The sequence below is a fragment of the Kribbella sp. NPDC003557 genome (assembly GCF_040610805.1).
In the GTDB taxonomy this organism is placed as follows: domain Bacteria; phylum Actinomycetota; class Actinomycetes; order Propionibacteriales; family Kribbellaceae; genus Kribbella.
The window spans coordinates 1079644-1103056 of the sequence record NZ_JBEXMY010000002.1; the positions used below are offsets into that span (position 1 = coordinate 1079644).

At 69.2% G+C, this 23413-nt stretch carries 27 protein-coding genes and 1 pseudogene; 17 read left to right on the top strand and 11 right to left on the bottom strand.

What is annotated here, in order from left to right; translation table 11 throughout:
• Positions 1–87 precede the first annotated feature (87 nt).
• Positions 88–1713, bottom strand: a complete 1626-nt coding sequence (gene dnaA, locus ABZW60_RS11175) for a chromosomal replication initiator protein DnaA (protein ID WP_355475615.1) — start codon at positions 1711–1713, stop codon at positions 88–90.
• Positions 1714–1725: 12 nt separating this feature from the next.
• On the opposite strand from dnaA, the gene ABZW60_RS11180 reads away from it, so the two are divergent.
• From ABZW60_RS11180 to ABZW60_RS11235, 12 genes and pseudogenes are all read left to right on the top strand, one after another.
• Positions 1726–1881, top strand: coding sequence for a hypothetical protein (locus ABZW60_RS11180; RefSeq protein WP_355475616.1), 156 nt, complete (start codon positions 1726–1728; stop codon positions 1879–1881).
• A gap of 45 nt (positions 1882–1926) precedes the next feature.
• Positions 1927–2052, top strand: coding sequence for a hypothetical protein (locus ABZW60_RS11185; RefSeq protein WP_355475618.1), 126 nt, complete (start codon positions 1927–1929; stop codon positions 2050–2052).
• Positions 2053–2061: 9 nt separating this feature from the next.
• Positions 2062–2364, top strand: coding sequence for a hypothetical protein (locus tag ABZW60_RS11190; protein WP_355475619.1), 303 nt, complete (start codon positions 2062–2064; stop codon positions 2362–2364).
• A gap of 1432 nt (positions 2365–3796) precedes the next feature.
• Positions 3797–3934: a 50S ribosomal protein L34 gene (rpmH, locus tag ABZW60_RS11195; protein WP_130386492.1), complete on the top strand. Its 138-nt coding sequence runs from the start codon at positions 3797–3799 to the stop codon at positions 3932–3934.
• 26 nt (positions 3935–3960) lie between these two features.
• Entirely contained in the window at positions 3961–4311 is a 351-nt protein-coding gene (gene rnpA, locus ABZW60_RS11200; RefSeq protein ID WP_355475621.1) for a ribonuclease P protein component, read from the top strand.
• On the top strand, positions 4311–4622 hold the full coding sequence (yidD, locus tag ABZW60_RS11205; RefSeq protein ID WP_355475875.1) for a membrane protein insertion efficiency factor YidD: 312 nt from the start codon (positions 4311–4313) through the stop codon (positions 4620–4622). The genes rnpA and yidD overlap by 1 nt, the downstream gene beginning before the upstream one ends.
• Positions 4623–4631: 9 nt before the next feature.
• Positions 4632–5612: pseudogene (gene yidC / locus ABZW60_RS11210) on the top strand (membrane protein insertase YidC); the annotation flags it as partial.
• A gap of 322 nt (positions 5613–5934) precedes the next feature.
• Positions 5935–6444 carry a R3H domain-containing nucleic acid-binding protein gene (locus tag ABZW60_RS11215; protein ID WP_355475877.1) on the top strand — a complete coding sequence of 170 codons (510 nt, stop codon included), beginning with the start codon at positions 5935–5937 and terminating at the stop codon, positions 6442–6444.
• A gap of 10 nt (positions 6445–6454) precedes the next feature.
• On the top strand, positions 6455–7126 hold the full coding sequence (gene rsmG / locus ABZW60_RS11220; protein ID WP_355475623.1) for a 16S rRNA (guanine(527)-N(7))-methyltransferase RsmG: 672 nt from the start codon (positions 6455–6457) through the stop codon (positions 7124–7126).
• A 518-nt stretch (positions 7127–7644) separates the two neighbouring features.
• The gene (locus ABZW60_RS11225) at positions 7645–8580 is read left to right on the top strand and encodes an AAA family ATPase (protein WP_355475625.1); all 936 of its coding nucleotides are present in this window, start codon (positions 7645–7647) and stop codon (positions 8578–8580) included.
• Positions 8581–8738: 158 nt separating this feature from the next.
• Positions 8739–9713 (top strand): ParB/RepB/Spo0J family partition protein, encoded by a 975-nt coding sequence (locus ABZW60_RS11230; protein WP_355475627.1) that lies wholly within the window; start codon positions 8739–8741, stop codon positions 9711–9713.
• Positions 9714–9816: 103 nt separating this feature from the next.
• On the top strand, positions 9817–10605 hold the full coding sequence (locus ABZW60_RS11235; protein WP_355475879.1) for a RibD family protein: 789 nt from the start codon (positions 9817–9819) through the stop codon (positions 10603–10605).
• A 135-nt stretch (positions 10606–10740) separates the two neighbouring features.
• Here ABZW60_RS11235 and ABZW60_RS11240 read toward each other — a convergent pair whose 3' ends face one another.
• The 4 genes from ABZW60_RS11240 to ABZW60_RS11255 form a co-directional block, all read right to left on the bottom strand.
• Entirely contained in the window at positions 10741–11094 is a 354-nt protein-coding gene (locus ABZW60_RS11240; RefSeq protein WP_355475629.1) for a DUF3817 domain-containing protein, read from the bottom strand.
• Positions 11091–11867, bottom strand: a complete 777-nt coding sequence (locus tag ABZW60_RS11245) for an SURF1 family protein (protein WP_355475631.1) — start codon at positions 11865–11867, stop codon at positions 11091–11093. Before ABZW60_RS11245 ends, ABZW60_RS11240 begins: the two co-directional genes overlap by 4 nt.
• 63 nt (positions 11868–11930) lie before the next feature.
• Entirely contained in the window at positions 11931–12878 is a 948-nt protein-coding gene (locus tag ABZW60_RS11250) for a D-alanine--D-alanine ligase (protein ID WP_355475632.1), read from the bottom strand.
• Positions 12879–13011: 133 nt separating this feature from the next.
• Positions 13012–14322 (bottom strand): PLP-dependent aminotransferase family protein, encoded by a 1311-nt coding sequence (locus ABZW60_RS11255; protein WP_355475634.1) that lies wholly within the window; start codon positions 14320–14322, stop codon positions 13012–13014.
• A 195-nt stretch (positions 14323–14517) separates the two neighbouring features.
• Here ABZW60_RS11255 and ABZW60_RS11260 point away from each other — a divergent pair, with 195 nt between their 5' ends.
• Genes ABZW60_RS11260 through ABZW60_RS11275 form a run of 4 tightly spaced genes read left to right on the top strand, consistent with a single transcriptional unit; the run spans position 14518 to position 16483 of the window.
• The gene (locus tag ABZW60_RS11260; RefSeq protein ID WP_355475635.1) at positions 14518–14718 is read left to right on the top strand and encodes a hypothetical protein; all 201 of its coding nucleotides are present in this window, start codon (positions 14518–14520) and stop codon (positions 14716–14718) included.
• A gap of 47 nt (positions 14719–14765) precedes the next feature.
• Positions 14766–15419, top strand: a complete 654-nt coding sequence (locus ABZW60_RS11265; RefSeq protein ID WP_355475637.1) for a GNAT family N-acetyltransferase — start codon at positions 14766–14768, stop codon at positions 15417–15419.
• A 3-nt stretch (positions 15420–15422) separates the two neighbouring features.
• Positions 15423–15815 carry a DUF2784 domain-containing protein gene (locus ABZW60_RS11270; protein ID WP_355475639.1) on the top strand — a complete coding sequence of 131 codons (393 nt, stop codon included), beginning with the start codon at positions 15423–15425 and terminating at the stop codon, positions 15813–15815.
• 29 nt (positions 15816–15844) lie between these two features.
• Entirely contained in the window at positions 15845–16483 is a 639-nt protein-coding gene (locus ABZW60_RS11275; RefSeq protein WP_355475641.1) for a permease prefix domain 1-containing protein, read from the top strand.
• Here ABZW60_RS11275 and ABZW60_RS11280 read toward each other — a convergent pair.
• Positions 16463–16789, bottom strand: coding sequence for a helix-turn-helix transcriptional regulator (locus tag ABZW60_RS11280; RefSeq protein WP_355475643.1), 327 nt, complete (start codon positions 16787–16789; stop codon positions 16463–16465). The genes ABZW60_RS11275 and ABZW60_RS11280 overlap by 21 nt on opposite strands.
• 72 nt (positions 16790–16861) lie before the next feature.
• On the opposite strand from ABZW60_RS11280, the gene ABZW60_RS11285 reads away from it, so the two are divergent.
• Positions 16862–18973 carry an MMPL family transporter gene (locus tag ABZW60_RS11285; RefSeq protein WP_355475645.1) on the top strand — a complete coding sequence of 704 codons (2112 nt, stop codon included), beginning with the start codon at positions 16862–16864 and terminating at the stop codon, positions 18971–18973.
• On the opposite strand, the gene ABZW60_RS11290 is transcribed toward ABZW60_RS11285, so the two are convergent.
• The 5 genes from ABZW60_RS11290 to ABZW60_RS11310 all read right to left on the bottom strand — a co-directional run bounded on the left by ABZW60_RS11290 (position 18964) and on the right by ABZW60_RS11310 (position 23397).
• A complete protein-coding gene (locus ABZW60_RS11290; protein WP_355475646.1) occupies positions 18964–19869 on the bottom strand; it encodes a DUF6528 family protein in 906 nt (301 codons plus the stop codon). The two genes, ABZW60_RS11285 and ABZW60_RS11290, sit on opposite strands and share 10 nt — an antisense overlap.
• A gap of 90 nt (positions 19870–19959) precedes the next feature.
• Positions 19960–21084 carry an N-acetylmuramoyl-L-alanine amidase gene (locus ABZW60_RS11295; RefSeq protein ID WP_355475648.1) on the bottom strand — a complete coding sequence of 375 codons (1125 nt, stop codon included), beginning with the start codon at positions 21082–21084 and terminating at the stop codon, positions 19960–19962.
• Positions 21085–21127: 43 nt separating this feature from the next.
• The gene (gene trxA / locus ABZW60_RS11300) at positions 21128–21445 is read right to left on the bottom strand and encodes a thioredoxin (protein WP_355475881.1); all 318 of its coding nucleotides are present in this window, start codon (positions 21443–21445) and stop codon (positions 21128–21130) included.
• A 47-nt stretch (positions 21446–21492) separates the two neighbouring features.
• Complete coding sequence (trxB, locus tag ABZW60_RS11305; RefSeq protein WP_355475650.1) at positions 21493–22482, bottom strand: thioredoxin-disulfide reductase; 990 nt, start codon at positions 22480–22482, stop codon at positions 21493–21495.
• Positions 22483–22635: 153 nt separating this feature from the next.
• Positions 22636–23397 carry a hypothetical protein gene (locus ABZW60_RS11310; RefSeq protein ID WP_355475651.1) on the bottom strand — a complete coding sequence of 254 codons (762 nt, stop codon included), beginning with the start codon at positions 23395–23397 and terminating at the stop codon, positions 22636–22638.
• Positions 23398–23413 lie beyond the last annotated feature (16 nt).

The following is a 23413-nucleotide window of genomic DNA, read 5'->3' on the forward strand; positions in this document are numbered from 1 at the left end:
CTGTCCCCACAGCCAATCCACACCACCGACGGGGCTTTCCACGGCAATACCCACAGTTTTCCACAGCTGTGTCCCCAGCCTGTGTGGTTACTGCTGCTTGGCTTGGTGCTTGATCCGGTTGGTCAGTTCGGTGACCTGATTGAAGACGCTGCGGCGTTCCGACATCAGTTGCCGGATCTTTCGTTCGGCGTGCATCACGGTCGTGTGGTCGCGGCCGCCGAACTGCTGGCCGATCTTCGGCAGCGACAGATCGGTCAGCTCGCGGCACAGATACATGGCGATCTGCCGCGCGGTCACCAGCACCCGGCTGCGGCTCGAACCGCACAGGTCGTCGATCGACAGACCGAAGTACGACGCGGTCTGGCCCATGATCATGCTCGCGGTCACCTCGGGCTTGCTGCCTTCGGGGATCAGGTCCTTCAGCACGATCTCGGCCAGGCTCAGGTCGACCGGCTGCCGGTTCAGGCTGGCGAACGCGGTGACCCGGATCAGCGCGCCCTCGAGCTCGCGGATGTTGGTCTGCACCTTCGACGCGATGAACTCCAGCACCTCCGGCGGCGCGGTCAGCCGCTCGGTCGCGGCCTTCTTCCGCAGGATCGCGATCCGGGTCTCGAGGTCCGGCGGCTGGATGTCGGTGATCAGGCCCCACTCGAACCGGTTCCGCAACCGGTCCTCCAGCGCCTCCAGGCGTTTCGGCGCGCGGTCGGAGCTGATCACGATCTGCTTGTTCGCGTTGTGCAGCGTGTTGAAGGTGTGGAAGAACTCTTCCTGGGTCTGGATCTTGCCTTCCAGGAACTGGATGTCGTCGATCAGCAGCACGTCGACGTCGCGGTACCGGCGCTGGAACTGGGACGCCTTGTCGTCGCGGATCGCGTTGATGAAGTCGTTGGTGAACTCTTCGCTGGACACGTACCGCACGCGGGCGCCGGTGTAGAGGCTGCGAACGTAATGCCCGATCGCGTGCAGCAGGTGTGTCTTGCCCAGACCCGAGTCGCCGTAGATGAGCTGTGGGTTGTACGCCTTGCCCGGCGCCTCGGCGACGGCGACCGCGGCCGCATGCGCGAACCGGTTCGAGCTGCCGATGACGAACGTCTCGAAGGTGTACTTCGGGTTGAGCCGGGCTTCACCCTGCGCCTCCGTGGCCGGCTGCGACGAACCGTTCGGCGGCGGGGCGACCGATCCGAGCGGCTGGCCGAACTGGGACTGCGGCTGCGGCGCCGGCTGCTGCTCGTAGTGCTGCGGGGCCGGCGGCGCGCTGAAGTGATTGTCCGGGTCGGTCAGCGCGGACTGGATGGTCGGCTGGAAGGCACCGTCCGTGCGCAGCGGCTCACGCACGGCGGGCGGCTGCAGTGGCTGCTGGATCGGCTGCTGCTGCGGCGCGTGCTGTTGCGGTGCGTGGTGCTGCGGTGCCTGCTGTTGAGGAGGCTGTGTGTACTGCGGTTGCGGCGGCGCCTGCTGTTCGCGCAGCTCCGGGTCGAGGGACGGGTCGACGGTGACGGCGATGCGGATGTCACGGCCGAAGGTCTCGGTGAGGATCCGCTCCAGGTCCGGACGGAGGCGGGTCTCGAGCTGACCGCGGGTGAAGTCGTCGGGCACCGCGACGATCGCGGTGCTCTCGTGCAGCGTCACCGGACGCGAGTTGGTCAGCCAGGCCCGCTGGTTCGGCGGCAGACCGGCAAGCACCCGAGCCCAGGCCTCCCCAAGATCAGTCACCACCGGAACCGCTTGCGGAGCCCGCACCTGCTGCGCCGGTTGCACCTGCTGCGCAGGCTGCGCCTGTGGCGCGTGCTGTACCGGTTGTCCGGGTTGCACCTGCGGCGCGTGCTGTACCGGTTGCCCGGGCTGCGCCGGCCGCCCCTGCGCCTGCGGTACATGCGGTGACTGCTGTGTGTGCGGTGACTGCTGTGGGTGCGGTGACTGCTGTGCGTGCTGCCCGTGTTGTGCCGGCTGCCCGTGCTCTGCGCGCTGCCCGTGTGGTGCCGGCTGCGCCTGCTGTGCCGGCTGCACCTGCTGTGCCGGCTGCGGGTGCTGTGCCGGCTGCGGGTGCTGTGACGACTGCGGGTGCGGCGCGTGTTGTGCCGACTGCGCCTGCGGGACATGCGGTGCCTGCTGCACCTGCGGTGCCGGGGCGTGTGGTGCTTGTGCTTCCTGCACCTGCGGCGCCGGCTCATGGTGCTGTTGTTGAGCCACCGGCGGCTCCGTTTGCTGGACCGGCTGTTGCTGCGGCTCTTGCGGTGCTGGCTGCTCCGGCACGTGCGACTGCTGAGTCTGCGACTCCTGCGGCTGTTGCGCGGCGGCCTGTTGTGCCGGCTGCGTCGGCATATGCGATTGCTGACCTGGCTGGTCGGGCCGCGACTCCTGTGAGCGCAGCTCCTGTGCCTGCTGAGATGCCGGCTGCACTGGCGAAACCTGCTGGGACGCGGGCTGCTGTGGCGCGGGCCGGTCGGACCCGGGCTGGTCGGACTCGCCGTCGTGTGGCGCGGCCTGCGGGGACGAGACCTGCTGTGGGGCGTCCTGGTGCAGGGCTTCTTGGTGAGGCAGGTGCTGCTGGTGGAACTGAGGGGTCAGGTCGTGCTGACCTACCTGTTCTTCAGCGGGCTGCTCGTCCGACGGCTGGTGCCGCTCCGCGGGCGCGGCTGCGTCCTGCTGAGCCGGTCTGCCGTCGGGTGACCACTGGTTGGTGGCTGCGTCGTCCACACGTGCCTCCCCCTCGATCGGTACCGCTCCTGCTGCCGTGCCGCCAGTACCCCAATCGGGGGCACCCCAGGCGTTGCCGGCACCGGGGTGCTGGTTCACGGCCGGCGCCGCACCGAAGTACGACGTGTCGGCCGCGGACTGGGGTGGGCCGGACGGAAGATCGGTGGCCGCGCGCTCGAGCTCGGAGCGATAGCCGTACGGAGCCGGGGGCGGCGCGGGACGGTAGCCCGCGGCGGGCGGCTCGGGCATCGGGATCGGGAGCGACGGGCTCAGATAGTCACCGGGGTCCATCCGCGGCAGCGGCGTCTCCGCGCGCGGTGCGGCGTCGGTCCGGGGCAGCGGCTCCGGCGCCGGCGGCACCTCGGTGCGGAAGTTGGCGTCGGGCTCGGGCCGGAGGCCGGCGTCGGGCTCGGGGCGGAGGTCCTGCCGGCCGTCGCCGGGGTGGTCCGTCCGGTAATCGGCCGGGGTGAATTCCACCGGTGTGAATTCCGCACTGGCGGAATGGTCCTCGACCACGCGTTGCTCCCCGAATCCATCGCTGCGGTGGCCGGCGCGATCCGGACTGATCCGGGCTGCGCGACCATTCGACCCGACCACCGTGCGGGCCGCTGTCCACACGGTTGTCCACAGTTGTGAACGACCGCCGGAGCAGGTTGGTTACCGATCGCGGGGTGTGGGACCTCTGGTGTGAAGAAGTGACGCTAACAAGTCCGCCCACACGGCTTCAAGCCGTCATCCACAGGCTATGAACAGGAAATTGGGGGCAACTTGCGGCGTGTCGGGTAGACGGCGGAGCGTAGTCATGGTGCGAGATCGCTCTCTGTTGCCGATCCGACCGGACAGTGACGAGTCCTGGTCCGACCACCTGTCCACTATCCTGTCCACAAGCCTGTGGAAAACCTTGGGGATACCTGGTTTGACCTGTCCACAAGGAGCCACGTACCGTGGATCGGTCGGTGTTGAGCCGGCCGTTTCGTGCTGCGCTCCCTGCGGGACCACTTCTGGTTCTCCGACGGTGCGCAGGATGCATCAACGGGCAGATCCGAATCAGTGGATTTGTCGACAAATTTTGTGTTCTCGAGTAACCGGAGTCATTCCAGTGAGCAAGCGGACCTTCCAGCCGAACAACCGTCGTCGGCACAAGAAGCACGGCTTCCGTCTTCGGATGCGTACCCGTGCGGGTCGCGCGATCATCGCCGCCCGCCGTGGCAAGGGTCGTCAGCGCCTCGCGGCCTGAGCGACTCGTCGGACGGTGACCACCTCGTGTTGCCCGCGTCGAACCGGTTGCGCCGGTCCGACGACTTCCGTCGCGCCGTCCGGTCCGGTCGGCGCGCGGCGCGACGCGCGGTGGTCCTGCATGTGCTGGCGCAGGCCGACACAGGCGATGCTGTCGGCCCGGCGCGCGTCGGGTTCGTTGTGAACAAGGCGGTGGGCAACGCGGTTCTGCGGAACCGGGTCCACCGCCGTCTGCGTGCTGTCCTGGCGACACGGCTTCCCGAGTTGCCGGCCGGCAGTCTGACCGTCGTCCGCGCTCTCCCGTCGTCCGCCGAGGCGTCGTACGACGAGCTGGCGGCCGACGTCGACGGCGCCCTGGGCCGGGTGCTGCGGCGATGATGCGGATCAATCCCGTGCGGAGCGGGATCATCGGTTTCCTGAAGTTGTACCGGCTGCTGATCAGCCCGCTGTACGGGCAGGTCTGCAGGTTCTACCCGAGTTGTTCGGCGTATGCCTTGGAAGCGGTCGAACGCCACGGTGCGGTGCGCGGTAGCTGGCTGGCGATGAGGCGACTCATCCGCTGCCACCCGTGGAACCCCGGAGGCTACGACCCCGTTCCTCCCAGAGATGTCGACCAGCGCGGAGAGTCTTTCTCCGCCAACCAGCCCGGACCGTCCGCCGACGCCGGGCCTGTGCAGCGAGGTGTGTGAGTGACTCTTCTGGCCATCCCCGGACTCGCGGTGTGGGACGGGATCGTAGATCTGTTCAACACGGTGATGACGCCGCTCTACTGGGCCGTGTCGGCGCTGCTCGTCGGCTGGCACTGGCTGTTCAGCCAGGTGCTCGACCCGAACAGCGGCTGGGCGTGGGCGCTGTCCATCGTTGGTCTGACCGTCACCATCCGGACCCTGCTGATCCCGCTGTTCGTCCGGCAGATCCGCTCGAGCCGCAACATGCAGCTGCTGCAGCCGAAGATGAAGGAGCTGCAGAAGAAGTACGGCCACGACCGGGAGAAGCTCGGTCAGGAAATGATGAAGCTGTACAAGGAGACCGGGACCAACCCGTTCTCCTCGTGCCTGCCACTGCTGCTGCAGTCGCCGATCTTCCTGGCCCTGTTCCGGGTGCTCGACTATGCGGCCAACGGCAAGGCGCACAGCGCGATCATGGAGCCGTACGTCTACTCGCTGCAGCACGCGAAGATCTTCGGCGCGGAGATCTCGCAGACCTTCCTGAAGGCGAGCGGCCCCGGCGCGAACAACGTCAAGGTCGTCGCGATCGTCCTGATCATCCTGATGACGACGACGATGTTCATCACGCAGCTGCAGCTGATGCGCAAGAACATGCCGAAGGAGGCCCTCACCGGCCAGGCCGCGCAGATGCAGAAGATCATGCTGTACGTCTTCCCGATCTTCTTCCTCATCGGTGGCTTCAACTTCCCGATCGGTGTGCTGATCTACTGGTTCGTCTCGAACGTGTGGACGATGGGTCAGCAGTTCTACGTGATCCGCCGCAACCCCGCCCCGGGCACGCCGGCCTACGACGCGATGCAGGCCCGCAAGCGCGAGCACAACCTGCGCCATGGCCGGGCGGCGGAGGAGGGCGTGGCGGGTGCCGGCGGCACCGCGACCGAGACCGTCACGACGGACCGTCGTCCCGCGCAGCGCCAGCAGCCGAAGCGGCAGTCGCGCAGCGACCGGAAGACCGGTGGTCCGGCCGCCGGTGGCGCGGCCGCCTCGAGCAACGGGCAGCCGTCCTCGAGCACCCCGCAGGACACGCCGCCGAAGCAGGACGCACCGAAGAAGACTCAGGCCGCCGCTGCCAAGAAGCAGCCGGCCGGCAAGAAGGGCACCGGAGCCAAGCGCCAGCCCGCGGCGAAGTCGGCCGCGCAGAAGAAGGCGGCGCAGAAGCGCTCCGGCGGGTCGCGCTGACCGCCTGGGCGCGCACCCCCCTTATTGCTCAGTGAGCCCCGGGTCCCCGTGAGGCGGATCCCGACATTGTGAAGGAGTGGCCGTGACCGACGGCATGCAGAACACCGACACGGCGGAGCAGTCCGCCGGCACGAGCTCGGCCGAGGACCGCCTGAAGGCGCTCGAGGCGGAGAGCGATATCGCGGCGGACTACCTCGAGGAGCTCCTCGACATCGCCGATCTCGACGGCGACATCGACATGGACATCGACGGCGACCGGGCCGCGGTCTCGATCGTCGGCGCTGAGCTGAACAACCTCGTCGGCGAGAACGGGAAGGTGCTGGAGGCGCTCCAGGAGCTGACCCGGCTGGCCGTGTACCGGGAGACCGGCGAGCGGTCGCGGCTGATGCTCGACGTGTCGAACTACCGGGCGAACCGCAAGGCGGAGCTCGAAGAGGTCGGCCGTAAGGCCGTCGAGGAGGCGAAGGCGACCGGCACCCCGGTGCGGCTGGACCCGATGACACCGTTCGAGCGCAAGGTCGTGCACGACGTCGTCGCGGCCGCCGGCCTGACGTCGGAGTCCGAGGGCGAGGAGCCCCGCCGCCGCGTGGTGGTTCAGCCATGACAGCGCACCGATGACCGAACACGTTTCACGTGAAACACCGCCGCTCGTGGACAAGCTGTTTCCACGGGCGGCGGTCCGGCTTTCGGCGTATGCCGAGTTGCTGGCGACAGAGGGCACGCTCCGCGGCCTGATCGGTCCGCGGGAAGTCCCGCGGCTGTGGGACCGGCACCTGCTGAACTGTGCCGTGGTCGAGCGGCTGATCCCGGAGGGCGCATCGGTCGCCGACGTCGGCACCGGCGCGGGCCTGCCCGGCATCGTGCTCGCGATCGTGCGGCCCGACCTCCGGGTGGATCTGGTGGAGCCACTGCTCCGCCGGACGACCTTCCTCCAGGAGGCCGTCGATTCGCTGGAGCTCGGCAACGCGACCGTCGTCCGGGCGCGGGCCGAGGATCTGCCGCCGGCGTCGTACGACGTCGTCACCTCGCGGGCTGTCGCTCCGTTGGGGAAACTGGCCCGCTGGTGTCTGCCGCTCTGTGTCGAGGGCGGACTGATGCTGGCCATGAAAGGGGCGTCCGCAGAGGAGGAACTGGACGCCTCAGAACGCGAGTTGATGAAGCTCGGCGCAGAGCTTTGTCATATTCACCAACTCGGCGGCGATGAACTGGCCAACCCCACGACTGTGGTGAGTATTGTGGCCGGACGTGCTGCAGGGGGATCCCGGCACGGAAGACACGGGAGGTGAGCGGGTTGGTGAGTCGTGCTCTCGGATGGCCCGAGAAGAGCACCGGCGAGCCGGGGTCGTCCCAGGGGATCGGCTGGCCGACCGAACCGGACTCCGCCGTTCGAGTGGTGACTCAGGAACCCGCTCCCGACACGTCGCCCGCCCCGGCACCCCCGGTCCAGACTTCTTCGCCTGCGGCTGCCGAGCAGCCGTACAGCTCGCCGCCGATCGACACCTCGAGGCTTCAGGCCGCCGCCGCGGCCGGTCTCGGCGGTCCGGCGGCCGACGGCGCGGCGTCCGTTTCACGTGAAACCCCCACCATGCGGGATGATGGTTCCGGGCCCGATTCGGCGTCACTGGTGGACGTCGAGCCGGACTTCTCGGAGTCTCCACCGCCTGTGGATGACCACCGCATGAAACTGCCCCCGCACACGGGAATTCGTCCACAGAAGCCTGTGGACGGAGCTGGGGGTAGACCCGCCCCGACCCCTACCGACATCCTCTTCGGGCCAAGTCCCGCACCTATTGGAATGGGCGCTATGACTGCCGCACAGATCGCCGCGCGGGCCACGTCGGACGAGCTTCAGCGACGACTCCTCGAGACTCCGATCGCCGCCGCCACCGAACGGACCCTGCTGGTGAATGAAGGACGCACGATGGGCCGCGAGTTCCCGCTGCCCGCGCAGACCCGAGTCTTCGTCGTCGCCAACCAGAAGGGTGGCGTGGGCAAGACCACGACGACGGTGAACGTCGCGGCCGGCCTCGCCCTCTACGGCGCGAAGATCCTGGTCATCGACCTCGACCCGCAGGGCAACGCGTCGACGGCCCTGGGTATCGACCACGCCGAAGGTACGCCGGGGGTGTACGAGGCGATCATCGAGGGCGAGCCGCTGAGCAAGCTGATCCAGCCGTGCGCGGAGCACCCTGGCATCCAGGTGATCCCGGCGACGATCGACCTGGCCGGTGCCGAGATCGAGCTCGTCAGCCTGGTGGCCCGCGAGAGCCGGCTGAAGAGTGTCCTCGAGGCCTACCTGACCGAGACCGAGACCGCGGGGGAGAAGTACGACTACGTCTTCATCGACTGCCCGCCGTCGCTCGGCCTGCTGACGGTGAACGCGCTGACCGCGGCCCGCGAGGTGCTGGTCCCGATCCAGAGTGAGTACTACGCCCTCGAGGGTCTCTCGCAGCTGCTCCGCCACATCGACATGGTGAAGTCGCACCTGAACCCGGCGCTCGACGTGTCGACGATCCTGCTGACCATGTACGACGCCCGCACCAAGCTGGCCGGCGAGGTGGCGGCCGAGGTCCGCGGTCACTTCAAGGACGCCGTCCTGCGGACCGCCGTGCCGCGATCGGTGCGGATCTCCGAGGCCCCGAGCCACGGGCAGACCGTGCTCGCGTACGACCCGGCGTCGGCCGGTGCACTGTCGTACCTGGAGGCGTCGCGCGAGATCGCGATGCGGAACAACGCCTGAGTCAGGCGCATCGGCGTGGCAGTGTTTCACGTGGAACGCAGGCCCCACGGTTTCACGTGAAACAGGACACGCAGGCTGCGGTGACGGCCGTGGCCGCCGCTCAGCGTTGTGATTAGGTCAGCAGTAGCTCAGCAGGCAGTCGAACTCGAGGGAGCGCGATGAACACCCGACTCGGACGCGGACTTGGTGCGCTGATCCCCAGCTCGCCGGCGCCTGGCACCACCACCCTCGGCAGCAAGTCGAACTCGATCCCGGGCGCACCCCCGGTGGCGACGCCGACCGCACCGCAGGGCGCGCAGGGACCGGAGCTGGCCGCGGTACCGGGCGCGTCGTTCGCGGAGATCGAGGTCGACAAGATCACCCCGAACCCGAAGCAGCCGCGGACGGTCTTCGACGAGGAGGCGATGGAGGAGCTCGTCCACTCGGTCAAGGAGATCGGCTTGCTGCAGCCGATCGTCGTACGACGGCTCGAGGGCGAGACGTACGAGCTGGTCATGGGCGAGCGCCGCTGGCGCGCGACGCAGGCCGCCGGGCTGACCACGATCCCCGCCATCGTCCGGGAGACGTCGGACGACGCGATGCTCCGGGACGCGCTGCTGGAGAACCTGCACCGCAGCCAGCTGAACCCGCTCGAAGAGGCGGCGGCGTACCAGCAGATGCTCGACGACTTCGGCTGCACGCAGGAGGTGCTCGCGACGCGGATCGGACGGTCGCGGCCGCAGATCTCCAACACGCTGCGCCTGCTGAAGCTGCCGGCCTCCGTGCAGCGCCGGGTGGCGGCCGGAGTGCTGTCGGCCGGCCACGCGCGGGCGTTGCTTGGTCTGCCCAGTGGCGACGCGATCGAGCGACTCGCGCAGCGGATCGTCGCCGAGGGGCTCTCGGTCCGCACGGTCGAGGAGATCGTGGCGCTCGGCGACATGAACGCCGACGACACGTCCGCGCCGCGCCGCCGGAACAAGCCGGTCGCGCCGCGGCTGATCGACCTGGCCGACCGGCTGTCGGACCGCTTCGAGACCCGCGTGAAGGTCGACCTCGGAAAGACCAAGGGCAAGATCACCGTCGAGTTCGCGTCGCTCGACGACCTGGAGCGCATCGTCACACTGATGGATCCCAACAAGGGCAGCGGGGGCTGAGGCTGATCGCTCGTCACAACGCCCGCCGAATTGTCGGCGGGCGTTGGTATGTGTGGTGCCTGTCGAGCCCGAGGAGGCCCAGGTGCAGAACCGACCGCGCGTCGTGGTCAGCGTAGGAGCGAGTGCCGACGGGAAGGTGGCGCTGACCCGGAATGCGCTCCTGATGCATCAGCCCAGCACGGCGCTGTGGGAGTCGATGACCCCGTCGGCGCCGGACTCGGTCGCGATCGATGTCGGCGAGCTGGTCAGGCAGCAGTACGGGTGCAACGCCATCCTGGAGGGGAGTGGCAGCCTGGTCGCCGAGGACGAGATCCCCGACGAACTACCGGCGTACGACGGCGACCCGGCCGTGCTCTATTGCCACTTCCTGCCGGCCGAGGTCGTCGGACAGCCGTCGCTCAGGTGGTTCACGGTCGTCGACAGCCGCGGGCGAGTGCGCTGGACGGAGAAGCACGAGGGCTGGGGCGCGCTCGTGCTGGTAGCACGATCGACACCCGCCGACTATCTGAGCTACCTCCGGCGGGAACGCATCTGCTATCTCGTAGCCGGCGAGGAGCGCGTCGACCTGCAGCGGGCGCTCGCCGCGATGGGATCGGAGCTGGGCATCAGCTGCGTGTTGTCGACCGCGGGCGGCGGCTTGAACGGCGCGCTGCTGCGGGCCGGTCTGATCGACGAGCTGCACCTGACGGTGGCGCCGGCGCTGGTCGGTGGATTGGGGACGCCGTCGATCATGGATGGCTCACCGCTCGGGGTCGGCGAGGCTCCGACGCGCTTGCAGCTACTTTCGGTGCATTCGGATGCGGGCGGCAGCGTTCGGCTGCATTACGCCGTCCTTCGGGCTGAAAACGGGCGTCCACCAGAGCCGCCGGGCCCAGAAATCACACGGATGTAAGTCCGGCGAGGCGGCTTAGGATCCCGCTCACAGAGCTAGTTAACGCCACGAACAGTCGAGATTCGTCGGCAGAGAGATATATCGACATATCCATGTCAGCGCCGACTGGCAATGTTTCATGTGAAACATTGCGACCTAGCGGCCGAGAAGCTCGTGGGTCGTCTTGCGCTCGGCGTAGAACGAGAGGAACGGGATGGTGCCGGCGACCGCCATCAGGACCAGCCGGGGCAACGACCAGCGGACCCGACGGAACAGGTCGAACGTGCCGAGCAGGTACACGACGTACAGGAAGCCGTGCAGCGGGCCGATCACGTTCATCGCGCCGGGGTCGTCGGCCAGGTACTTCAGCGGCATCGCGACGAACAGCAGCAGGAGCAGCATCACACCGACGATGTACGCGATCACGCGATAGCGGGTGAGAGCCCCGCGGACGGCCGGAGTGAGCGGCTGCGGGCTCGCGGACGTGGCGGGGTCGGCAGAGGAAGTCACGCTGAAACGGTACCGCTTGGCTCCACAGGCTCCCCGACCTGGTCGCCTGTCTCTTCGTCTGGCGGCGAGCGATGCGCGTCCAGCACCATCCGCCCCCACATCCAGAGCGTGAACGCCGCGAAGATCCACCACTGAACGGCGTAGGCGACGTTCCGCAGCCCGGCATGATCCGTCGGCGGCGGAGGCGGTACGACGGTGGCCGGCGCCGGCGACGGGACGGCGCCCGCGCCGACGGCGGTCTGGACGACGAACGCGTCGTACACCCGGTAGTCCACCAGGTGCACGATCGTCGGGATTCGCAGCGACGACAGCACCCGCCCCTTCGCGGCGTCGTCCGACGAGTCCTCCGCCTCGGACGCAATCACCGAGCCGGTCAACTGCGTCGGACCAGTTGGTGCCTGCGCGGCCGGGTCTGTGACAGTCGGCACCCAGCCGCGGACGACCATCACCGCGCCGGAGTCGGCGAGCTTGAGTGGCGACACCACCCAGAAGCCGTTCTTGCCGTCCTGGGCGCGGTCCGCGATGAAGACCTGGTCAGCGGAAGGCCCCCAGGAGCCCTCGACGGTGACGCGCCGGCCGACGGCCTTCGATGGCAGGCCCTCGTCAATGGAGAAGAGCGACTGCAGCGCGACCGGCGGTGCACCGGCACGCTGAGCGGTGGCGTCGGCGGTCTTCGACCGGTAGACGCTCAGTTGCCACACTCCCATGGCGGTCATGACTCCCGCGAGCGCCAGCGCGAGCACGAGGAGACCGGACCACTGCGGCGTCAGCACAGTCCGCCACAGGGGCCGAGCGGGCTCCGGGGAGCGGGGGTCTGGCATTGCTACGTCCGGCGTTCAGCGAGCTGCTGCGGTGGCAAGCAGGTCGCGGCAGAGCACACCCAGCTCGATCCCGGCTGCCTCAGCGGCCAGCGGGACCAGCGATGTCTCGGTCATCCCCGGAGCAACGTTCACCTCGAGGAACCACGGCACCCCGGCCGCGTCGACCACAAGGTCGGTCCTGGAGAGGTCGCGCAGCCCCAGCGCCTGGTGCGCCTGGACAGCGGCCGCGGCGCACGCACCGGCGGCCTCAGGCTCCAACCGAGCCGGTACGACGAACTGCGTCGCGCCTGCCGTGTACCGCGCCTCGTAGTCGTAGAAGCCCGAGTCCGGGCGGATCTCGACGGCCGGCAGGGCCCGCGGTCCGTCGCCGGTGTCGACGACCGTGACGGCCACCTCGGTCCCGTCGACGTACTGCTCGATCAACGCGACCGGTCCGTAGGCGTAGCAGTTCACCATCGCCGACGGCAGCTCCTCGGCCGACCGGACGATCGACGCGCCGAGCGCCGACCCGCCCCGGGCCGGCTTCACGACCAGCGGCAGCCCGACCTGCTTGATCACCGCCTCCATCAGCGCCGCGGCACCGAGCTCGCGGAACGTGTCGTGCCCGAGCACGACCGAGGCAGGCGTGTGCAGTCCCGCGGCGCCGACCACCGTCGCGGCGACCGGCTTGTCGAACGCCGTCCGGCACGCGGCCGCGTCGGCCCCGACGTACGGCACGCCGTACAGGTCGAGGACCTGGCGGAGAGCGCCGTCCTCGCCGGTGACGCCGTGCAGGACGGGGAACACCGCGTCCGGGGGATCGTCGCGCAGCCGATCGACCAGTGAGGCGTCGACGTCGCGCTGTTCGACCTCGACGCCGACACTGCGCAGGGCGTCCGCGACTCGGCGGCCGGACCGCAGCGAGACATCCCGCTCGTGCGACAGCCCACCTGCCAGTACCAGCACTCGACCCAGATCACTCATCACAAATATCCCGATCACTCGTGGGCGACTCCGGCACGGTCGCCGGTCCCGAGGCCCACTCGAACGGTACCCCTACCGGTTCCCGGGCCCCCGGCCGCCCGCAGCTCCCTTGCGCAACCTTTGCGAAGCGGAGCTAGGAAAGCTCCGGCCCCGGAGCGTCGTACTCACGGCCGGCGCCGGGTGGCAGCGGGCCGAACGTCTGCCGGAGCTCGAGCTCCTCGTTGATCACCGCGGCCAGCCGGCCGACTCCCTCGGCGATCCGCTCCGGCGTCGGATGACAGTAGGACAGCCGCATGCACTGGGAGCCGAAACCGTCGGAGAAGAAGGCCGTTCCGGGCACGTAGGCGACGCGCGCCGTGACCGCCCGGGGCAGCATCGCCTTCGCGTCCAGTCCGTCCGGCAACGTCAGCCAGACGTAGAACCCGCCCCGCGGCCGCGTCCAGGTGGTTGCTGCTGGCATCTTTTCCGCCAGTGCCGCGAGCATCGCGTCCCGGCGCTCGCGATACATCTCCCGGAACTGCTTCACCTGCCCCATCCAGTCGTGCCGGACCAGGTACGACGAGATCGCCAGCTGGCTGAAGGTCGGCGGGCACAGCGTCGCGGACTCCTGGGCCAGCACGAGTTTCTCCCGGACGGCGTGCGGCGCGACTGCCCAGCCGACCCGGAAACCGGGGGCGAACGTCTTCGAGAAGGAGCCGAGGTAGATGACGCCTTCCCGGTCCGCGGCGCGCAACGCCTGCTGCGGCTCACCTTCGAACCCGAGCAGACCGTACGGGTTGTCCTCGAGGATCAGGAGCTCCGCCCGCTGGCAGATCTCCAGCACCCGCGCCCGCCGCTCGTCGGACAGCGAGACCCCGGCGGGGTTGTGGAAGTTCGGGATCGTGTAGAAGAACTTGATCCGCTTGCCGGCTGCCCGGACCGACGCGATCGCCTGCTCCAGCGCCTCCGGCACGACACCGTCGTCGTCCATCGCGACGTGCACGACCTCGCACTGGTACGCGCGGAACACGCCGAGCGCGCCGACGTACGACGGGGCCTCGCAGATCACCACGTCGCCCGGATCGCAGAACACCCGGGTGACCAGGTCGACGGCCTGCTGGCTGCCGACCGTGACGACGACGTCGTCGGGGTGCGCCTCGATGCCCTCCAGCCGCATGATGTCGCAGATCTGGTCGCGCAGCACCGGGTCACCCTGGCCGGAGCCGTACTGCATCGCGGTGGCGCCGCTCTCGATCACCAGGTCGCGGACCGCGCCGCCGACCACGTCGAGCGGCAGGCCGCCGATGTTCGGCATACCGCCCGCGAGCGAGACCACCTCGGGCCGGCTGGCGACCGAGAACAGCGCCCGGATCTCCGATGCGGTCATGCCCTTCGTCCGGGCTGCGTACGCCTCGACGTAGTTGTCGAGACGGGTCTGCCGGACATCGGGCACGTCAGCACTCACGAGGGCCACTCCAACGGTGATCGAGGGGGAAGTCACCAGGTTACGTCGACAGACCCAGGTCGGGACTGGGGATCGGCGTGACCTCTCACTACCATGCCTTATAGGGGCAGGTTCGACCATGCCGGAATCTGGCTGCTGAGACAGCCGGGCGGCGCGGTGCGGCCTGAGAGGTGGAACCGGAAGGCGGAAACTGGGATGAGCGTGGGCAGGACAGCCGGATGGGCGCTCGGCGGGTTGGCGCTGGGCGTACTGGCCGGGTTCGCCGGCGAGCTGTTCCGGCGGCAACCGGCGGCGAAGGTGCAACAGCGGTACGTCGCCCCCGAGGCGACCCGGACGCCGGACGCGCGGACGCCGGTCCCGGTCCCCGAACCGGCGGCCGAACCAGCCAGCCGCTGACAGACCGTGACGAAGCCAACAGCACGTAGCGCTGAACGGACGCCCTGATGGCCCGACGGCTGGAACCGCTGACGCTCGCCAACCTCGGCGAGCTGCCGGTGCCCTGCCGTGACTGCGTGTTCTGGGAGCTCGATCCGGTGGCGGCGCGGCAGGCCGACCGCAACGGCGACACCGGGCTGGAGAAGGAGGCCTGGCTGTCCCAGTTGCTGCTCGACTGGGGAAGCGCGGGCATCGTCTTGTCGGTGGACGACGAGCCGGCCGGCTTCGCGGTGTATGCCCCGGCGACGTACCTGCCCCGGATCCAGGCGTTCCCGACCGCACCCGTCAGCCCGGACGCCGTCGTACTCGCGACCGGCCGGATCCTGCCGCGGTACCTGGGACTCGGGCTCGGCAAGATCCTGGTCCAGGCGGTCGCCAAGGACGTGCTGAAGCGAGGCTTCCGCGCCGTCGAGGCGTTCGGGGACTCGCGCTGGGACGGGCCCGGATGTGTCTGGCCGACCGACTTCCTGCGGGCCGTGGGCTTCGGGGTGGTGCGCGACCACCCGCGCAATCCCCGGCTACGGCTGGACCTGCGGTCCGCGATCACCTGGCGCAGCGAGATGGAGGCCGCCGTCGAGCGCCTGATGGGTGCCATCCGTCCGGAGCAGTCGCCGTCGGCGCCGGTCACGGTCCGGGACGCACTCCGGACAGGACCGGAGTAGCCGATGTTCTGGCGGTTTCTCGGCGACGTGATGTTCGTCCTGCACGCCGCCTTCCTGCTGTTCTTCGTGATCGGCGCCTTCCTGGCCTGGAAGTGGCCGAAGCTGATCTGGGCCCATCTGGCGATCGTGGTCTGGAACCTCGCCATCGTGATCGTGGACTACGACTGCCCGTTCACCGGCGCGGAGAAGTACTTCCGCCGCCGCGGCGGCGAGATCCCGTACGAGAGCGGCTACATCAACCACTACCTGGACGGTCACATCTGGCCGGAGGGCGCGACGCCGATCGCGGAGAAGGTCGGCTTCACGCTCGTCGTGATCGGGTACATCGGGTTCTTCATCATCCAGCGGCGGCGCCGCGCCAAGCTCAGGGGTGAGTCAGTGGGACCCCGGACGTGAGCCGGGGACGCGCTCCTCATACTGGAGAAGTGCCCATCGACGACTACCTCGCGGCCCTGAGCAAGGAGCTCTGGGGACCCCGGCGCCGTAAGGCGGACCTGCTGGCCGAGGCGCGCGACCACCTGACCGACGCCGCCGAGGCCTTCGAGGCGGACGGCATGGACAGGCGCGACGCGGAGAAGCACGCGGTGGCCGACTTCGGGACGCTCGAGGAGGTCGCGCCGGGCTATCGTGCGGACCTCGCCGTCAGCCAGAGCCGGCGGACGGCGGTGCTGCTGTTCGCGGCGCTCATCATCCAGCCCGTCGTGTGGCGGGAAGGTGCCTGGAGCTGGAACAGCGGGCCGGACGACCCCAACCCGCTGAACGATTTGCTGCAGGCGTTGGTCCGCGACGTCGGTACGGTCGCCATCGTCGGAGCCGTGCTCGCGGTCGTTGCCGCGGGCATCGGCCTGCGCTACCCGGTGGTCCGGGAGCACCTCGCCGGCGTGACCACGGTCTTCGCGCTCGCGAACGCGGCGGCGATCGGCGCGATCAGCCTCCTGATGGCGCTGACCAGCCCGCATCCGAACGGCCTGCTCGACCTCGGCGTGGTCAGCGGCTTCGTCGTCCTGCCGCTGCTCCTGGTCGCCCAGCAGGCCACCCGCGGCCTACGCCTGGCCCGGGCGTAGCACCCCTTCCACCACCGCCCGGAAGGTCACCCACTCCTGCTTGCCGGCGGCAAGCATCTTCGCGCCGGCGCTGGTGAGCTGGTACGTACGGCGCTTGCGTCCGCCGACCGTGCTCCACTCGCTGGCCAGGTAGCCGGCTCGCTCCAGGCGGCGGAGCGCCGGGTAGAGCGTGCCGGTCGGCAGATCGAGTTCGCCGCCGCTGCGCTCCAGCAACGCTTCCATGATCGCGTAGCCGTGCAGCGGTTCGTGCTCGACGACGGCCAGGATCATCGGGTCGAGGTGTCCACGCAGTGCATCCGCCTTCATGTAGCCAGTCTACTCATGCGTCTGTTAATGTCGATAGGCAACATGTAGCCAATCTACTTATGAGGATCTGCGATGAGTGTGGACACCCCGACCCGACCAGTGACCCGGCCCGGTGTGCTGCACCGGGTTTCCGGGTGGGCGATGCGGCACGCCGGCCTGGCGCTCCTGCTCTGGGTCCTGGCACTGGTTGCCGTCACCGTCGCGTCGACGGTGGTCGGCGCGAACTACAAGAACGACAACTCGCTGCCGGGCACAGACTCGCAGCGGGTGGCGGACCTCTTCGCGGCGCACCAGCCGCAGGGCGACACCGCGAGCGTGCAGCTCGTGTTCCGGGCCGAGGGCGGACTCCAGGTCGAGAGGTCCAGGGTCGCCTCGATGCTCGCGGTGGTGCGGGACCTTCCACATGTCGCCTCGGTCGCCGATCCGTTCGCGTCCCCGGGCGCAATGTCGACAGATCGACGTACGGCGTACGCGACGGTCGGCCTGGACGCCACCGTCGCCGACATGCCGGTCGAGGACGTCCGGACGATCATCCAGCGAGCGCAGGACTTCGCCCGGCCGGGTTTCCAGGTCGAGGCCGGCGGCGATCTGGCCCGGAACGCCGCGGAGAGTTCGGGCGGCGCGTCCGAGGGCGCGGGCATCCTGGCCGCACTGGTGATCCTGGTGTTCCTCTTCGGATCGTTGCTGGCGGCAACGCTTCCGCTGCTGACCGCCGTGTTCGCGGTCGGCAGCACGGTCGCCTTGCTGATGCTCGCGTCGCACTTCTTCACGGTGCCGGAGTACACGACGCCGGTGATGATGCTGGTCGGGCTCGGCGTCGGCATCGACTACGCGTTGCTGATCTTCTCCCGCTATCGCCACGAACTGCTGAAGGGCACGGCCGACCCGAAGGTCGTCGCGCTGGACACCGCGGGCCGTTCGGTGATGTTCGCGGGGTGCACGGTGGTGATCGCGTTGCTCGGTCTGCTGGCGCTGGGGCTCGGCTCGCTGCAAGGCGTCGCGCTCGGGGTCACGTTGACCGTGCTGATGACGATGCTCGCGGCGGTGACCTTGCTGCCGTCGTTGCTGACGCTGTTCGGGAAGCGGATCGAGCGGAGCGTCCGCAAGCATGCCGCCAAGCAGCGGCGTACGCCGGGCGACGGGTGGCGGCGGCTGGCCGGCATGGTGCAGCGCGGGCCGTGGGTGCCGCTGGTGCTCGGCGTCGTGGCGTTGGTGGCGCTGTCGCTGCCGGCGCTCGGGATGCGGCTCGGGTTCGCGGATGCGGGGACGGACGATCCGGCCAAGACCAGCCGGAAGGCGTACGACCTGCTGGCGGACGGGTTCGGGCCCGGCTTCAACGGTCCGCTGGTCGTCGTGACCGAGGGCACGCAGACGCAGGCGCTCACCCAGGCGCTGGCGACCGACTCCGGGATCGCGGCCGTGACTCCGCCGCAGGTGACGCCGGACGGCAAGGTCGCCACTGTGCTGGCGTTCCCGAAGTCCGCACCGCAGGACAAGGCGACGAGCGATCTCGTCGAGCGGTTGCGGAAGGACACCCTGCCGAAGCTCGGCGGGACGTACCTGGTCGGTGGATCGACGGCGGCCGCGGACGACTTCGCGGCGGCGGTGAGCAAGCGGCTGCCGATCTTCGTGCTGGTCGTGGTCGGCTTGTCGGCGCTGCTGCTGATGGCGGTGTTCCGGTCGGTGCTGATCCCGTTGAAGGCCGCCGCTCTCAACCTGCTCAGCATCGGTGCCTCGCTCGGCGTCATCACGCTGGTGTTCCAGCAGGGCTGGTTCGGCGCGCAGGCCGGGCCGATCGAGGCGTTCGTGCCGGTCATGATCTTCGCGATCGTGTTCGGGTTGTCGATGGACTACGAGGTGTTCCTGGTCTCCCGGATCCACGAGGAATGGCGGCGCACCGGCGATCCCCGCGTCGCGGTCCGGGAAGGGCTCGCGACGACCGGCAGCGTGATCACCGCGGCGGCCGCGATCATGATCGTGGTGTTCGGCGCGTTCCTGCTCAGCCCGGACCGGATGCTGAAGCAGTTCGGCCTCGGCCTGGCCACCGCGGTGCTGCTCGACGCCGTACTCATCCGCTGCGTCATCGTCCCCGCGGTGCTACGTCTCCTCGGCCGCCGCGCGTGGTGGCTGCCGAGCGGGCTCGACCGTGTTCTCCCGAAGATCAAGCTCGAGGATCACTCGTAGCGCGAGCTCCAGACGCGGGCCTTGTAGATCTCCGCTCCGGACAAGGTCCGCGTCGCCGCGGGGACGGCGAAGTTCACGGTGTCGGTGCACCACGTCGTCCGGCAGCCCGCCTTCGGGGACGTCCGGACCTGCTGCGCGTTCGGCATGCTGCTGACGCTCTTGATGCCGGCCTGGTCGAACGTCGCGACAACTGCCGCCGCGGACTTGCTGACCTGGTACACCTTCGAGCCGGTGGAAACCCACAGCAGGTCGTGGTTCTCCAGCACCGGAGTCAGGTCGTGGCCACCGCCGGTCGGCAGAGTGATCACCGGACCGTCGCTGATCACCGGTTCGGCGGGCGTGCCGGTGATCTTCAGTCCTGCCAGCTTGCTGCCGCCCAGGACCCACAGCAACTGGCGGGTGGGATCCCACTGGACGCCGTGCGCGTCCGGCAGCGGATAGGTCACGTACGTCGACGTGCCTTGGGAGGCCGTGTAGATGCGGACGAATCCACCGGTGCTCGCGGCCACCGCCACGTTGCCGTCGGGCAGCAGTTCGATGCTGTGCGGGTTGTTGGCTGAGCCAACGTTGGCGGCCCACAGCTTCCGGCCGGCCGGGTAGCTGATCAGTCCGGCGAGACCGCGGGAGTCCGTGACCAGGGCGACGTACGCGCCGCCCTTCATCCGCAGCTTCACGTCGGACGGCAGACCCCAGGCGCCGGTGAGCCCCGAGAAGCCGTTGGTGCTGGTGGGCGACCAGGTCCACTTCTGCGCGGTGCCGGAGTTCCAGTCGGCCACCGCCGGATCCATCAGCCGGATGCGGGCGGCCGCGGCGTTGTCGTAGTCCTGGTCGGTGATCGCGACCAGGCGGCCGGCCTCAGCGGCTTCGGCCGGTGCCGGTGTGAGGAGGACTGCCAACAGACCGAGACAGCTGAGCCAGCGGATCATTGCCACCCCCAGGTTGGAATGTCACAACCCAGGGTAGGCGAGCTGTTACTCGCTGACTACTCAGACGGTGAGTTGCCCGAAACGGAGCATGCCGGTGGCGGCGTCCTGCTCCGGCGGCAGGTACACGCGCTGGATGGCGACCACGATCGCCTCCGCGATCACGTCGCGGAACGCCGGGTCGGCCAGCCGCGCGGAGTCGTGCGGGTTGGTCACGTAGCCGATCTCCAGCCGCACCGCGGGCATCTTGGTCCGCCGCAGCAGGTCCCAGGTCTTGGCGTGCGTCCGGCAGTTCAGCAGGTCGGTCCGGGCGACGATCTCGCGCTGCACCAGGCCGGCGAACTGCTCGCCGACGCTCGACGAGGCGCCGTGCAGGTCGTTGCCGTAGTAGTACGTCGCGACGCCCTGCGCCTCGGGGTTCATCGACCCGTCGGTGTGCAGCGAGACGCACAGGTTCGCGTCGGTCTCGTTCGCGAACGCGGCCCGGGCCAGCTCGTCCGGCCCCTGGTCGCGGCCGCGGGAGAGGTACGCGCGGACGCCGGTGGCGCCGAGACGGCCCTCGATCCGGGCGGCCAGGTCGTACGCGATGTCGGACTCGCGCAGGCCGAAGCCCTCCCAGCCGTAGTCGAAACCGCCGTGGCCAGGGTCGATCACCACGGTCTTGCCGGACAGTCGCGGTCCGGCGGCGCGGACGGCCTCGCGGGCGCGCAGCGCGTCCGGGCGGCCGCCGGTCGCCATCGGGCGGATACGCTCCAGCGCCTTGAACGTCGACGGGCCGCAGGTGCCGTCCGCCGGGAGGCCCATGTTGCGCTGGAACTCGGTCACCGCACGCTGGGTGTCCGCCGCGAAGATCCCGTCGATCCGGGCGACCGCGAACCCGAGCTCCTGCAGCTTGGCCTGCAGGCTCAGGACGTCGTCACCGCTCAGCGGATGCGACGGCACGTACGTCAGCAGCCGGTCGCCCAGCCGCCAGCGCGCGTCGTCGATCGCCCGGTAGGTCTGCGGGCCGACGACGCCGTCGATCATCAGCCCGCGTTGCTGCTGGAAGCCCCGGACGGCGTGCGCGGTCGCTTCGTCGTAGACGTCGTGACCGCCGGTCAGCAGCCCGAGCCGCTGCAGCTTGCCGACGATCTCGGCGACTGCCTCACCGCTGTCGCCGATCCGGTACACGCCGTGGGGGGCTTCCATCAACTGGCTCCTCTAACCGTGGCGGACGGGGTTGTCCTGCTTCTCAGCCAGTGAAGTCGGCCAGCTCCTTGAGCAGCGCCGCCTTCGGCTTGGCGCCGACGATGGACTTGGCCAGCTCACCGTTCACGTAGACGTTGATCGTAGGGATACCGGTGACGCGGTAGTTGCTCGGGGTGACCGGGTTCTCGTCGACGTTCATCTTCAGGAATGTGATCTTGTCGCCGTGGTCCTGGTTCAGCTCTTCCAGGATGGGGGACACCTGGCGGCACGGGCCACACCACTCCGCCCAGAAGTCGACCAGGACCGGCTTGTCGCTCTTCAGCACCGTCTGGTCGAACTCGGCGTCGGTGACAGCGTTCATCTTCTCGCCCACGGGCGTATCTCCTTCAGTGAGGTGTGAGGTTCAGGTCAGACAGAGACGGGCTGGGTGGCCGCGGCGGCGGCCGCGGTGGCCGCGTCCTCGAGGGTGGCCAGGAAGCGCTCGGCGTCCAGGGCGGCCGCACAGCCGGTGCCGGCCGCGGTGATCGCCTGCCGGTAGGTGTGGTCCACCAGGTCACCCGCGGCGAACACGCCCGGCAGGTTGGTCTCGGTGCTGTTCGGCTTGACCAGCACGTAGCCCTCGGCGTCCAGGTCGACCTGGCCCTTGACCAGCTCCGAGCGCGGGTCGTGGCCGATCGCGATGAACAGGCCGGTGGCCGGCAGCTCGCGGGTCTCGCCGGTGACGGTGTCCTTCAGCGTCAGGTGCGTCAGCTTGTCCTCGCCGTGGATCGTGTCGACGGCCGAGTTCCAGTGGAACTCGATCTTGTCGTTGGCGTACGCCCGGTCGGCCATGATCTTCGAGGCCCGCAGCTCGTCGCGGCGGTGCACCAGGTGCACCTTCTTCGCGAACTTGGTCAGGAAGGTGGCCTCCTCGACGGCGGAGTCGCCACCGCCGACGACCGCGATCTCGTGGTCGCGGAAGAAGAAGCCGTCACAGGTCGCACACCAGGACACGCCGTGACCGGACATCCGGTCCTCGTCGGCCAGCCCGAGCTTGCGGTAGCCCGACCCCATCGCCAGGATGACGGCCTTGGCGCGGTGCTCGGTGCCCGCCGAGTCGGTGACCACCTTGATGTCGCCGGTCAGGTCGACCTTGATCACGTCGTCCGGCACCAGCTCGGCGCCGAAGCGCTCGGCCTGGGTGCGCATCTCGTCCATCAGCGCCGGGCCCATGATGCCCTGCGAGAAACCGGGGAAGTTCTCCACCTCGGTGGTGTTCATCAGCGCGCCGCCGGCGGTGACGGAACCCTCGAAGACCAGCGGCTCCAGCGCCGCGCGCGCGGCGTACACGGCGGCGGTGTAACCGGCCGGGCCGGAGCCGACGATGATGACGTTGCGGACTGTGGTGGAGTCGCTCATGCAGGCGTTCCTCGTGTCGTCGAGACAGTGACGTCGTACTCAACGGATCCTAGAGGCCGACCATTCCCCCCTGACCGGGGCGGTGGGGCGGGTCCGTATAAATACGGTACCCATCGCGGGCGCGCGTCACCGCATCGACGTACGGTCGTGGACTCAGCGGTTGCGCAGCGTCACCGTGGTCTCGTAGATCGAGCTCGGTACGCCGCCCGCGACGCTACATCCGGTGACCGCGAACACCTGGATCTCGCTCGGCTGTGAGCCCTGCAGGCCGATGATCGTGGCCCGCTTGCCGTTGACCTTGGCGGGCTGGACGAGCCGGACGTTCGAGTTCGCCTGGCCGGCCGCGAACGACCGGGCACAGGCCTGCTCGTCGGCCGAGCCGTGCAGGATCGCGCCCGGGGTGTGGTCCAGCCAGCGCTTGGTCGACGGACCGATGTCCTTGGAGCTGACCGTGACCGTGTCGGCCGGCGGCGTGTTCGGGTCGGCGGCCGCGGCGCCGTCGTTCGCCTGGTCCTTGGTGGCGAACACCACGCCGACGCCGAGCGCGGCGATCAGCACCACACCGGCCGCGGCGCCGAGCAGCTTCGGCAGGTGCCGGCGCGGCTCCTCGCGGATCTGGGCCAGCGAGTGCACGCCGACCGTGGACGCGCGCAGCACCGACTCGGACACGATCACCGCGTCCAGGTGCTCGGCGACGTCGGTCGGCATCGGGATGTCGGCGCGCCCCTCCTCGGCCAGGTCCCTGGTCAGTTCCAGGAGGGCGTCGTACGTCTGCTGGCACTCCGGGCATGCCTTCACATGCTCACGAGCGCGGTGCGCCTCGGTCGCGGGCAGCAGGTTCTCGATCAGGTCGGCGATCGTGTCCGTGTCCAGGTGCTCGAGGTGCTCACTGGTCGGCAGACCGGGATCGGTCATCGGGGGCTCGCCTCCT

What these genes read in the sequence shown, in the direction of transcription:
- yidD (WP_355475875.1), top strand. Translation starts at nt 4,311, where the DNA reads ATGCGGATCAATCCCGTGCGGAGCGGGATCATCGGTTTCCTGAAGTTG.
- ABZW60_RS11215 (WP_355475877.1), top strand. Translation starts at nt 5,935, where the DNA reads ATGCAGAACACCGACACGGCGGAGCAGTCCGCCGGCACGAGCTCGGCC.
- rsmG (WP_355475623.1), top strand. Translation starts at nt 6,455, where the DNA reads ATGACCGAACACGTTTCACGTGAAACACCGCCGCTCGTGGACAAGCTG.
- ABZW60_RS11225 (WP_355475625.1), top strand. Translation starts at nt 7,645, where the DNA reads ATGACTGCCGCACAGATCGCCGCGCGGGCCACGTCGGACGAGCTTCAG.
- ABZW60_RS11230 (WP_355475627.1), top strand. Translation starts at nt 8,739, where the DNA reads ATGAACACCCGACTCGGACGCGGACTTGGTGCGCTGATCCCCAGCTCG.
- ABZW60_RS11250 (WP_355475632.1), bottom strand. Translation starts at nt 12,878, where the DNA reads ATGAGTGATCTGGGTCGAGTGCTGGTACTGGCAGGTGGGCTGTCGCAC.
- ABZW60_RS11260 (WP_355475635.1), top strand. Translation starts at nt 14,518, where the DNA reads ATGAGCGTGGGCAGGACAGCCGGATGGGCGCTCGGCGGGTTGGCGCTG.
- ABZW60_RS11265 (WP_355475637.1), top strand. Translation starts at nt 14,766, where the DNA reads ATGGCCCGACGGCTGGAACCGCTGACGCTCGCCAACCTCGGCGAGCTG.
- ABZW60_RS11270 (WP_355475639.1), top strand. Translation starts at nt 15,423, where the DNA reads ATGTTCTGGCGGTTTCTCGGCGACGTGATGTTCGTCCTGCACGCCGCC.
- ABZW60_RS11280 (WP_355475643.1), bottom strand. Translation starts at nt 16,789, where the DNA reads ATGAAGGCGGATGCACTGCGTGGACACCTCGACCCGATGATCCTGGCC.
- ABZW60_RS11285 (WP_355475645.1), top strand. Translation starts at nt 16,862, where the DNA reads ATGAGTGTGGACACCCCGACCCGACCAGTGACCCGGCCCGGTGTGCTG.
- ABZW60_RS11295 (WP_355475648.1), bottom strand. Translation starts at nt 21,084, where the DNA reads ATGGAAGCCCCCCACGGCGTGTACCGGATCGGCGACAGCGGTGAGGCA.
- trxA (WP_355475881.1), bottom strand. Translation starts at nt 21,445, where the DNA reads ATGAACGCTGTCACCGACGCCGAGTTCGACCAGACGGTGCTGAAGAGC.
- trxB (WP_355475650.1), bottom strand. Translation starts at nt 22,482, where the DNA reads ATGAGCGACTCCACCACAGTCCGCAACGTCATCATCGTCGGCTCCGGC.
- ABZW60_RS11310 (WP_355475651.1), bottom strand. Translation starts at nt 23,397, where the DNA reads ATGACCGATCCCGGTCTGCCGACCAGTGAGCACCTCGAGCACCTGGAC.